Genomic DNA, 11,433 nt, shown 5'->3' with positions numbered 1-11,433 from the left:
TGTTTTGGCTGAATATCCATTTCTGCGGTTTGTCCCCTCCTTTTCCTGTCGGTCATTACTCTCATAACCCAGATGATCTTTCATTTCTCCCTGAAGCATTGATTCAAACATAGGGCCGAAGATATCTTTCAAAGCATCCTGCATGTCTCCGACGTTTTCCGGTTGGTACTGATTCAGTATTGCCTGTACCAGTGCATCTTTTTTAGGGTCACGTTTTCTTCTTGCCATAGTAGTTCTATCCTTCCTTTTCTCTGTTGTTTAGTTTAACATATCCTGACAAAAAAACAGAGTGTGAAGTTCATTTTGAACTTACACACTCTATCTTACACTCCCTCAAAATGAACTTCACACTCTATCTTACACTCCCAATATTTATGATATATCTATTCCGTATTTAAAATACCCACAGCATAAAAGGAATCACCCTTTTTACACTGTGGGTATTTTAAGCTATGAATAAAAGTCTCTTTTTATAAACTGTGCAACACTATCCTCGTTATTGCTGCCAATAATTCTTGTGGCAAGAGATTTTACGTCAGAAATACCATTGGCAGTTACATAGGACCGGTCAGCCTGGGTGAGCATTTCTATGTCATTTGTATTGTCACCAAAAGCTACGATTTCATCAACATCCAGAGAATTTTTTAGTTTCTGAATAGCTGAAGCTTTTGAAACGGAACATTCAGTAAATTCTATAAAATAATTATTACTATAAACATCATGACTCATTGTTCCCTTAATATCAGAAAGTGTGCTTTCGATTTGTCTTACGGATTGAATTTTTTCATAGGAGCCATAAGCCACGAAGAAAATGGGAGTGAATTCATCCTTTTGTGATAGAAGCTGTTCTGAAGTCATGGCTATGGAAGGGTACAGTAACTTGCGTTTTTCCAAATACATATAATCACAGTCATCATAATATCGTTCATAAATCAGCCATAGCTGCTCGTCCCTTAATGTATATATAAAGCCACCAATTCTGTTTTTATCGAGTTTCTGTTTCAAATTTATTAAAGCATGAAATGGTATAGGTTCTACAAACTTATAGTGTTTTACTTTAAGGTCATAAATGCAGGCACCAGTATTAAGAATAACTGGGATCTGAAAATCAAGACCTTTTGTCCTTGCTAAAAATGCAGTCAGGTTTCTGGAGGTGGCAATACTGAATTTACCCCCGTCTCTTATAACTTCATTTAAAATCTGGCAGCTCTTTTCACTTAAAAACCCATCAGGGGCAAGAAGTGTTCCATCGAGGTCGGATACATAGAGTGTTTTGGATTTCATAAAATTTAACCCCTCCTTTTGGAAAACATGTTATAGTGACCTATCTTCTAGTATAACGCAAATTAGATGAAAAAGCGAGTTATGAGAAATTGGGGAGTTGATATCGGGTTGTTCGTGTTGACCCCTTTTGCAAAGAGGTGAATATTTCACGGTGAAGGCTCCGGAGCGGAACCCAGTTCCGCTCCAGCAGTTTTTCTTAGCGAACCAACGGTTCGCCTCTTAGCTCCACCTGATTAGTTATTGAATCTTATTCTTGGAACAGTATTCTCGCATATTCATGATTGAACTCGTAAAGTTTCTTGGCAACGGCTACTTTAAGGTCAGGGAAAGAATAAAAAATCTCATTTCGAAGCTTTGCAATGATGGAAACAGGGGTACAGGTGCTTTCCATACCAAACTGGCTGCTTTTCATTTCTATTTTGCCGAGTATCATTTCGGGGTGGTCTGCAAAATAGCTGTTTCCCGCGGTGTTACAGGTAATACGAAAGCTATAATACCTGCATTTTCTTTTTCCTGTTCTTCTAATGCCGTCTTTACTTCGAGGAGGGGACGGATCGCGGCTAGATGAAGCGGTATTTACACAAGAAAATGGAAAAATATATGTATGTAATACTGCTCCGAAGGAAACAGATGCTTTCCCACTCACATATATCTGCCCTATACAATATGCAGCTGAATGCCCAAATCTTCGATAATCTTAATCCATTCTTTTGAAATACCGGAATCTGTAATAATGATATCACATTCGTTTACCTTGGCGAAATAGGATGTCGTGATCACACCGAATTTGCTGGAATCTGTCAGCAGGATCTTTGTTCCTGAAGAGGACAGGCTCGCTCTTTTTGTGAGCACTTCGAAGGGATAGGAACAGGTCATTCCAAGCTGTTCATGTATTCCGGAGGCTGAGAAAAAGAACTTGTTTGCACGGTGTGCCTTAATAATATTGATTCCTTCGGAGGACTCGAACATCTGCAGCTGTTTGTTGTAGACACCGCCGGTAAATATCAGATTCAGGGATTCGTTTTTGGGCAGTTGGCTCAGTATATGATAATTATAACAAATAACCGTCAGATCAACATTTCCCGGAATATAGGGAACCATTTTGCTCACGGTGGTACTGGAATCTAAAATCAGTATGTCTCTTGGGCTGATGAGGGAAGAGGCAAATTGTGCGATACGATCTTTGACTTCAGAGTTTTTTCGCAGTTCGTGTGTAAAATCATACATCATAGGAGGATGAACTGCGTTGGACTCAGAGTTAATAAAGTTCATGCCGAGAGACTGGGTCAGGGCATTGGAGGACTTCAGGTATGTAAGGTCTCGTCTTATGGTCATCTCAGATACATCAAGAATCTCTGCCAGATTTTTTACGGATATGGTAGGTTGTTCTCGAATGAGTGACATCACATCATTGATTCGTTGTTCTTTTTTTTTCATAACAGATCTCCTTAAAATGTTATTATATTTACTTTATTATATCATTTGTGTGAAAAAATAACAATAAAAAGAAACCATAAACGTCTATGTTAATAGAAAATATAGAAAAAGAGAGGGTATTTACTAGATAAATTGTTAAAAATGATGATAAAATAAAAGAAAAGCGTTAAAAAAAAACAAAAGAAAAAAGAAATGTTAAAATAACAACATAAATGAAGATAATATTAATTGATATTTTGATATAGTTGAATTATCATGTACGTAAAGAACAAAACAATTATTTTGAAGGGCCTTCGTGATAACAAATGTTAAATATGTTCTTTTGAAAGGAGAGTGATTATGAACAGTGACACATTATTTGCACTAAATGAAAACATGCAGGATAAAGAGTACTGCATCGTATCATATTATGTGGAACTTCCTTATCACGTTGATCCATATGAAAAAGCAAAAAATATGGCTGTTGGACAGACCATCGGGACATGGCTTCCGGTACCCGGCATTACAGAAGAGATGCGAAGACATCATATGGGAAAAATCATTAATGTGTTTGATCTGAGTCCGGACGATCTTGTGGAAGTAGAGGAGACAAATTGGAAAAATTACATTTTTCAAATCGCATATCCGGTAGTCAACTTTGAAAACAGCATCCCATTGCTCTTGACAACAATTCTGGGAAATGATGCGTCAACCTCAGTCAAAGCGAAAATAATTGATTTATCCATACCGGAAGAACTGGCTCATCAGTTTCCCGGTCCGGCATATGGCATAGAAGGTATCCGCAGGCTCTGTGGAGTGGAAGAAAGACCGATGCTGTTGAATATGATAAAGCCGTGTATTGGATTCAGTCCTGAGGAAGGTGCGAAAATCTTCTACGAGACAGCACTGGGCGGGATTGATTTCATAAAGGATGATGAGCTTTTGGGTAACCCTGCATTTTGTCCGCTGAAGGAACGTGTCAGGGAATATACCAGGGCGGCGGAGGTAGCATTTGAAATAACAGGGAAGAAGACGATATATATTCCTAATATTACAGACCATATTGACAGGCTACTGGAAAATGCAAAAAATGCAGTGGAAGCTGGGGCTGAAGTTTTGATGGTAAACTTCTCGGCAGTGGGACTCGGGGCACTGCAGATGCTTCGGGAGCATATTTCGACTCCAATTATGGGGCATTATGCAGGTACAGGACCATTTTATGAAGGTGCCAGGTCGGGCATTGCGTCTAATATTATTCTTGGAAAATTCCCAAGAATGTTAGGAGCGGATATTGTTATGATGAATACTCCATATGGTGGGTATCCGCTCAAAAAAACGAAATATATCCGCACAGCGCATGAGCTGACACTTCCGATTTATGGAATAAAACCGACACTGCCATCCTGTGGAGGAGGTGTGAATCCGGGAATCGTGCATCAATTGGTTCAGGATCTCGGGACAGACATCATGCTTGCACCGGGTGGGGCGATTCAGGGCCATCCGATGGGAGCCAGGGCTGGCGTGAAAGCAATGTTGGATGCAGTGGATGCAGAGATGAGTGGAAAGACGTTGGAAGAGGCAGCGGCGGATTCGCCGGAATTAGAGGATTCGAAAGGAATGTGGACAAAGTGAGGCGAGGTGAATAGATAGAACGATGATAGATGTACATACACATTTATGGCCGGCTGAGTTATCTCCGGTTTATATGGAAGCGTATTTTGCACAAAAGAGAAGAGAGGGGCAGACCATCCGGATGACCTGCAGCGAAATACTGAAGTCGATGGATGAATGTGGCATCGGCAAAGCAATTGTAAGTACTCTTGCTTTTGATGGGAAAGAAACGAATGCGGAGCTGAAAGTGTTTCATGAATATGTCCGCGAACAGGTGGAATTGTCAGACGGACGATTGATGGCTTTTTGCACGGTAAAGGTGTTTGATAAGAATAACATTGCGGTGTTGGAAGATTTGATGTCAAAAGGATGCTTTAAAGGAGTGAAGCTGCATCCGAATATTCAAAGATTCTACCCCGATGATGAACGGCTGTTTCCAATGTATGAATGGCTTGAAAAGCGCAGATTCCCAATTCTGTTTCACACAGGTGGAATTGGATTAAGTGGGGTGAGGGATTGTTTTGGAGAACCAAGGCGGCTGGATAATGTGGCGTGCAAGTTTCCGAACCTTCCTGTCATTATGGGTCATGCAGGGAGGATACATTATCATGAAACAGCAGAACTTTTAAGGAAACATTCCAATGTCTATGCAGATATCAGTACGAATTTTGGCAGAATTCCGGGAAAAGAATGGCTTCAATTAAAAGAATTAATGGAAACAGTAAAAATCTGGTCTGGGACAACAGACAAACTCATGCTAGGTTCAGACTATCCCTTCTATTCGCAGAAGAAAACTGTGGACATTATTCAAAACTATTTGACGGAGCAGCGGAGTGACAGTGTGATTGATAAAAAGGACATTGAAGATATGTTATATAAAAATGCAGAGAAATTCTGTGAGAAATATGGCATTTTCTAGAAAGCTTGCCGAGACTTGCTTGAACTGAAAAGGGAACTTATTATAATTGGTGGAATGGAGGAGAAGGTGTATGAAAAAAACTTTGGGGATTGGAATCAGTGCTGGTGTAATCGCAGGAATCATAACGGAGTTGAGTGGACCTATTCAAATGATTAGCTGGGTGTTTTTTATCGGAATGTTGTCATTCTATGCAAGTGGATGCGGAGTGGATGGGTTGAAGAGATCTACGGCAACCAATATCAGCGGAGTATTCTGGGGCTGGGTTATACTGATGCTGTCTGAACTCTTGCCGATACCATTTTCATTGGGAATCAGTGTGGTCATTATTGTGATTGTAATGTGCCTGCAGTCGCACATTTCGATATTGAATTTTATTCCAGGTGCGTTTGTCGGATGCTCCTGCTACTTTGGGACTGGGTTTGATGCCAAAGGCGTAATATACGCACTGGTTGTTGGAAATGTGCTGGCATGGATATCCAGCGTGCTTGGAGAGAAACTTGGAGATCTGTTAGAAGGCAGGAATGGAAATGCTGAGAGCGAAAAAGCAAGCTGATCAGCAGCGAATATAAATCAGAAGTGAAAAGAGAGGAGAAGGAATTATGGCAAAGCGTTATAAAGAAGAGGAAGTTATCGCATTATTAAAAAATCAGATGGAGAAAAAGAAGATGTTATTCATGCCGAACTGCGGATGTGGACTGACTGCAAAGCTGCAGGAAAAAGGTGGGGCGGATCTTATCTGTGTATCGGCGACAAGCTACTGGAGAATGAAAGGACAAGGTTCACTGGCACCACTCATGCCGTATTGTGATATCAATGAGATCATCATGGAACTGGCTCCGGAAATTGTGGCAAATGTGTCGAATGCACCGATTTTGTCGCTCTCGGGGGGAACCAACCCGTTGTATCCGCATAAAGAGCATCTTCAGCGGTTGTGGGATGCAGGAATTTCTGGTATTAATCCATTTATGATGAAGATTTATGGAGATGCGATTATGGAACAGATGGCACAGATTGATATGGGATGGGAGCGCGAAGTTGACTTTGTGGGTGAGGCACATAAGGTGGGGATGTTCTCCCTGGCATATGCATTTACCCCGGAGGAGGCGACGATTCTTGCTGAGGTTGGATGCCCGGCGATTGCGTCGCATGTAGGATCGACAGTAGGCGGAATGAAGGGAGCTAAGAGCCATCTGACCCTGGATGAGGCGACAGAAATGAGCCAGCGTATTTTTGATGCGGCTAAGGCTGTGAACCCGGATGTCATTCTGTTTGCACATGGCGGGCCGATGAAGGGACCGAAGGAGGCCGCATATGTGGTAGAGCGGACAGACGCAGTAGGCTTCATCGGAGGGTCGGCGGCAGAGCGTATGCCAATTGAAAAAGCCGTATTAGCGGCGACAGAAGAATATAAAGAGATTACATTGTAGAGTTGTTAAATAGCTGAAATCAGAGAGGAGAAATCATATGTCGAATAAACCGAAAATCATAGTGGCAGGTATGTGTGATACAAAGTTTACAGAGTTGAAATTCCTGGCGGAGGAAGTGAGAAAAGCCGGAGGAGAAGTGAGAGTGCTGAATTGTGGCTGTGGTGTTCCATGTGACTGGCCGGATATTTCCCTTCAGGACGTTCTGGATGCTATTGGAGAAAAACAGGAAAATGTATTTAAAGATCCGAGATCAACTGCGGTGAAAACAGTGGGCGAGGCAGGAGCAGTAAAAGTCATGCAGATGTATGAAGCAGGAGAAGTCGATGGAATCATCTCATGGGCCGGTTCTATGGGGACTACAACTGTTACATATTTAATGAGAGCGCTTCCGTTCGGTGTACCGAAAATTATGATGACAGATATGGCTTCAAGTGATGTCAGTCAATGGCTTGGAAATAAAGATATTTACATTATGAATCCAACCGCAGAGCAGGGGATTAACATAGTGACAAGAAAAATGATTGCTAATGCGGCAGCAGCAGTTGTGGCTATGGCAAAGGTCGGGGATGTAGCGACAGAAGATACAAAGCCACTGATGGCGATTACTGCTTATGGAACAACGACTCATACAGTAAATCGCTGCAGCGAGTATTTTAATAAAAAGGGATGGGATACAATTATTATCCATCAAGTTGGCACAGGAGCGACAATGGAAGACTTGATTCGATCAGGGCAGATTACAGCAATTATTGATTTGACAACTGGAGAGTTAACCAATAATATGTACGATAGTGTCTATGGAACTCCGGATACATGGAAAGGAGAACGTGTGACTGCAGCTTCAGATATGGGGATTCCACAGATTGTTACACCGGGTGGATGTGACCAATCGGCATATGGTCCGATTTCTTCTATGAAACAGGAATATTTGGACGATTATAAGAGCGGCAAGCGAAAGACATATCGTGAAACAGGACTTCCTTACATACACAATGAGGGTGTGACCATCATGTATCCGACCATGGAAGAGATTGAGGAGCTTTCTGAATATTATGCAGAAAAACTGAATACAACAAAGGGCCCGACAGCATTTGTACTTCCGATGCAGGGGTGGTCTGCTTATGATCAGTGTGAAGAGGTGTGCAGTCTCGAAAGAGGATGGGCAGCGGGGAATGGAGATGCACCGCAGTGGGAACCGGATGAGGAGAATCCTACGTTCTCAAAACGTTCTACCGTAATGAAGAAGATTCTTGAAGAAAAATTCGATAAAAGCAATGAGAATCTGGATCTGATCATTGCTGACCTGAATATTGTAGAATCTGAGTTCGCAGATTTGTGCAATCAGATTATGGACGATATGCTTCAGGGGAAATGGAAAAAAGGGATGTACAGAGATCTTCCATATGTTATAGAATAAATGTGTAAAATAAATTAAGAAGCCACTGGTACAGCGCGATGTCACGCTGTATCGGCGGCGTTTTGTGCATCTTCTGGATCACAGTTTTGGTTGAAAATGATGTTAGCAAATGTTTGGGTTATTGGAAATATTAAGGAATGGAAGGACAGATGAAAATGCAAGAAAGCAAGGGAAGGATAGGAACATGAATAACAAATACCATATTGTAAAAAAAAGAGGACAAAGCGATGAGGACAGATCAATACGAATGATTGTTCTGGGGACGGGAACTGCAATTGTAAAAAAATATTATAACACCAGTTTTCTACTGGATGATGGAAGCAAGTATTTTTTAGTCGATGGAGGCGGCGGAGACGGTATTCTGCACCAATTTTCGAATCTAAATCTGGATTTTGCCAAGCTGCATCATGCCTTTTTGAGTCACGAGCACACGGATCATCTGCTGGGAATGGTATGGGTGCTCCGTTATACGGCATACCTTATGGGGCGCGGAGAATATGAGGGGGATTTTTTCATGTACGGGCATGATGTGGTGTGTGAGAAGGTTAAGTTGATTTGTCAAATGCTTCTGCAGCCGGCTGAGTATGCAATGTTTGATGACAGAATCCATATGGTTGTGGTCGAGGATGGACAGGAGATGGATGTGCTGGATTATCATATTACATATTTTGATATTCACTCGACCAAGGCCAGGCAGTTTGGATTTTCTATGTGTTATAAAGAAGGAAAAACCTTGGTTTTTCTGGGGGACGAGCCTCTTGCATCTGGATGTGAAATGTATGCAGAAGGGGCGGAATGGATGCTGTCGGAAGCGTTTTGCCTGTATGCAGAGCGGGACTACTACAATCCCTACCAGTATCATCATGCAACCGTTCGGGAGGGAGCGGAAAATGCGAATCGTTACCATGTGAAGAATCTGATTTTGTGGCATACAGAGGATGAAACAACCTATGGGAGAAGAAAAGAACTGTATACTGCCGAGGCCGCTAAATATTTTAAAGGAAATGTGTGGGTTCCGGACGACGGTGACATTCTGGAATTGTAGGCAGAGGCCGTGTGGAATACAAAATAATAGTAGTTATAAAAACTATGAATGAAGTATAGATGATCCCGAGACAAAATGGGTATTAAAATCCAGTAAAATAGCGATAATGTAATTGCCGTTGTTCTAAACATTGCAAAAGGGGAAATACTACCGGGACAAACATATCTAGAATTAACCCTTTACGTCACAATTTCACCAATGGGTTCAGAGGCCTTTGCAACAGATGCAAATGTTTAACCGCTTATCTTTATTCTTGCTGAAATAAATGAGAAATATAGGTTTTTAAAAACAGAAGAAATGCGATGCACCAATGAAGAAATCTGCCCCGAGTATCTCAGGTTTCAAAAACGTGTTGTCAGAATGCTAAATTCACTGGCCGACACAGGCAAAGTGGATTTTTCAGCTGCTGTTATTAAATCAAAGTATAAAGCTTTTGATGAAGGCTCAATCTTAATAGCGAACATTCTTGATGAAAATACACTCATCGGAGAAGCAAGATTTGAAATGGACATTGTGCTGCGACATATCATCAAATACTTTTCAAATCAGTGTAAATCTATTGATGAGCTTCTCCGAATTCATACTCATTTTTTATTTCATGGATAATATTTACTTTTCAAAGTACACTTGCCAGCAAAGCTGGCATGATCAATCAGGATTCCGAGAGATCATAGTATATCATTCATCGGTGCATTCGTAATAGTTGCTGGATTTTATTTGCCTAAATCTGCTGGTTATAGTTTACCACTTACAGCTCTCTTGGCATAATCTGTCCATCGCTTTTGGCGAGTGCAACACATAACTTATATTCGGTATTACTGATTGACAATGTTTCCCCATTACAAGAAATCGTACGATGTAGGATATCTATGAGAAGTTCACCGCTGAGCAAACTTCTAAGTTCTTGCTTATCATCCGACTTTTTTCTTCTGAGTTGAGATGTGATGCGTGAGTACAGAATCCTAAGCGAATAGGGTTTTGTAATATAATCATCAGCACCAGCTTCTAAACCAGTTATAATATCATTTTCACTATCATAAGCAGTTAACATGATAATTGGATCATGAAACCGAGCTCTGAATACTTTACATAGTTCAAAGCCAGAACAATCTGGTAGCCCAATATCGAGCAGGCACAAGTCATAATGATTTGAATCGATTAAATATGTTGCCTTCTTTCCATTTTCTGCCCAATCTACAGAATAATGATTCTCTTTAAGAAAAGAAACTAATTCCATTGCTAATGCACGATCATCCTCTATTAGTAAAATGGATACCATATACAAATCACGTCCTTTCCAAATTATATAGGCTTTAAATTTTATATATAATTATAGTTTTATGTCAAGTATTAGTAAAGAACCTATTTTAATTGATGTACTATATGAGGTATTTGGGTTTTCCGACGAGTAAATTGTTCATATATGTCAGAATAAGAAAACATTTATAGAAAAAGTGGATTCAAACTATTATTTACTGGAATTACTGTCGGCTGAGTATGGTTCATTATCTCAGGCGACTTTCTTTATTTAACATACCATAGTTTAACCGATTTTTCCACGCTTTTTTGGACAACATAAGAGGAGGTCACAGCATTAGCCTGATGGAAATGTCTTTTATGAATACATATAAATAATTCGGGATATCTACTTTATCAGATACCGTAAAGCGAACATTAAATTAGTTATATAAACTAACTAATATATAGACAAAAATGTTAAAAATTTGTGAAATATAAAACATTACATTGACTTATTTTTATAATACTACTAATATAACCGTTAGACGTTTAATTAATTGGGTTAGAGTTTTTTAGTCAAAAGTCGGGGAAGGAGGACAATATGGAATGTGATATCAACCATATGCCTACAATGGGGATTATGAGTCGGATTATGCATATGAATGGAAGTCAGGCAAAGGCTTTATTCGGGCAGTATGGTTTAAAGCCGGGGCATGCGGGAATCCTGTTTATGCTGAATTATTGTGGGGAGGTATCCCAGCGGGAACTGGCATCAAGAATGCATGTTACCCCTCCGTCTATTACTGCTGCCATTCAGAAAATGGAAAAGTTGGAACTTATCAGGCGCAAGCCTGACGACAAGGACCAGAGGATTATGCGCCTAAGTTTAACGGAAAAGGGGATTGCATGTCTTAAACATACGAAAGAAGTAGCAGAACGGATGGACGAAGTGATGTTCAGGGGTATGAGTCAGGAGGAGAGACTGCTGCTTCGCAGACTGTTAATTCAGGTGGAGGAGAACCTGAGACAGGATAAAGAATTCTCCAATATAACTTTATAAGATTGCAGAAAGGGA

The 11,433-nt window shown here is 40.6% G+C and carries 13 protein-coding genes; 8 read left to right on the top strand and 5 right to left on the bottom strand.

Going from position 1 to position 11,433, the window contains the following annotated elements; genetic code table 11:
* From A8805_RS19030 to A8805_RS19015, 4 genes are all read right to left on the bottom strand, one after another.
* Positions 1 to 228: transposase (locus A8805_RS19030; RefSeq protein ID WP_181392922.1), on the bottom strand; the 228-nt coding region annotated here is incomplete at its 3' end.
* A 222-nt stretch (positions 229 to 450) separates the two neighbouring features.
* Entirely contained in the window at positions 451 to 1,284 is an 834-nt protein-coding gene (locus A8805_RS19025; protein WP_109714111.1) for an HAD-IIB family hydrolase, read from the bottom strand.
* A gap of 247 nt (positions 1,285 to 1,531) precedes the next feature.
* A complete protein-coding gene (locus A8805_RS22400) occupies positions 1,532 to 1,675 on the bottom strand; it encodes a hypothetical protein (protein WP_207657731.1) in 144 nt (47 codons plus the stop codon).
* A gap of 266 nt (positions 1,676 to 1,941) precedes the next feature.
* Complete coding sequence (locus A8805_RS19015) at positions 1,942 to 2,721, bottom strand: DeoR/GlpR family DNA-binding transcription regulator (RefSeq protein ID WP_109714107.1); 780 nt, start codon at positions 2,719 to 2,721, stop codon at positions 1,942 to 1,944.
* Between the two features lie 339 nt (positions 2,722 to 3,060).
* Here A8805_RS19015 and A8805_RS19010 point away from each other — a divergent pair, with 339 nt between their 5' ends.
* The 7 genes from A8805_RS19010 to A8805_RS18975 all read left to right on the top strand — a co-directional run bounded on the left by A8805_RS19010 (position 3,061) and on the right by A8805_RS18975 (position 9,725).
* Positions 3,061 to 4,332 carry a RuBisCO large subunit C-terminal-like domain-containing protein gene (locus A8805_RS19010; RefSeq protein WP_109714105.1) on the top strand — a complete coding sequence of 424 codons (1,272 nt, stop codon included), beginning with the start codon at positions 3,061 to 3,063 and terminating at the stop codon, positions 4,330 to 4,332.
* A gap of 22 nt (positions 4,333 to 4,354) precedes the next feature.
* A complete protein-coding gene (locus tag A8805_RS19005) occupies positions 4,355 to 5,230 on the top strand; it encodes an amidohydrolase family protein (RefSeq protein WP_109714104.1) in 876 nt (291 codons plus the stop codon).
* Between the two features lie 70 nt (positions 5,231 to 5,300).
* On the top strand, positions 5,301 to 5,783 hold the full coding sequence (locus A8805_RS19000; RefSeq protein ID WP_109714103.1) for a DUF1097 domain-containing protein: 483 nt from the start codon (positions 5,301 to 5,303) through the stop codon (positions 5,781 to 5,783).
* Between the two features lie 46 nt (positions 5,784 to 5,829).
* The gene (locus tag A8805_RS18995; RefSeq protein ID WP_109714100.1) at positions 5,830 to 6,657 is read left to right on the top strand and encodes a phosphoenolpyruvate hydrolase family protein; all 828 of its coding nucleotides are present in this window, start codon (positions 5,830 to 5,832) and stop codon (positions 6,655 to 6,657) included.
* A gap of 37 nt (positions 6,658 to 6,694) precedes the next feature.
* The gene (locus A8805_RS18990) at positions 6,695 to 8,074 is read left to right on the top strand and encodes a Tm-1-like ATP-binding domain-containing protein (RefSeq protein WP_109714099.1); all 1,380 of its coding nucleotides are present in this window, start codon (positions 6,695 to 6,697) and stop codon (positions 8,072 to 8,074) included.
* 184 nt (positions 8,075 to 8,258) lie between these two features.
* Positions 8,259 to 9,119, top strand: coding sequence for an MBL fold metallo-hydrolase (locus A8805_RS18985; protein ID WP_242992488.1), 861 nt, complete (start codon positions 8,259 to 8,261; stop codon positions 9,117 to 9,119).
* Between the two features lie 297 nt (positions 9,120 to 9,416).
* The gene (locus tag A8805_RS18975; RefSeq protein ID WP_109714097.1) at positions 9,417 to 9,725 is read left to right on the top strand and encodes a hypothetical protein; all 309 of its coding nucleotides are present in this window, start codon (positions 9,417 to 9,419) and stop codon (positions 9,723 to 9,725) included.
* Positions 9,726 to 9,867: 142 nt separating this feature from the next.
* Here the strand turns inward: A8805_RS18975 and A8805_RS18970 are convergent, their stop codons facing one another.
* Positions 9,868 to 10,398 (bottom strand): response regulator transcription factor, encoded by a 531-nt coding sequence (locus A8805_RS18970; RefSeq protein ID WP_109714095.1) that lies wholly within the window; start codon positions 10,396 to 10,398, stop codon positions 9,868 to 9,870.
* A 561-nt stretch (positions 10,399 to 10,959) separates the two neighbouring features.
* Here A8805_RS18970 and A8805_RS18965 point away from each other — a divergent pair.
* The gene (locus A8805_RS18965; RefSeq protein WP_109714093.1) at positions 10,960 to 11,418 is read left to right on the top strand and encodes a MarR family winged helix-turn-helix transcriptional regulator; all 459 of its coding nucleotides are present in this window, start codon (positions 10,960 to 10,962) and stop codon (positions 11,416 to 11,418) included.
* Positions 11,419 to 11,433: the final 15 nt, after the last annotated feature.

The organism is Faecalicatena contorta (assembly GCF_003149105.1).
Classification (GTDB): domain Bacteria; phylum Bacillota; class Clostridia; order Lachnospirales; family Lachnospiraceae; genus Muricomes; species Muricomes contortus_C.
Note: the sequence above shows the minus strand (reverse complement) of the source record. Positions and strands in the feature narration are given on the sequence as shown.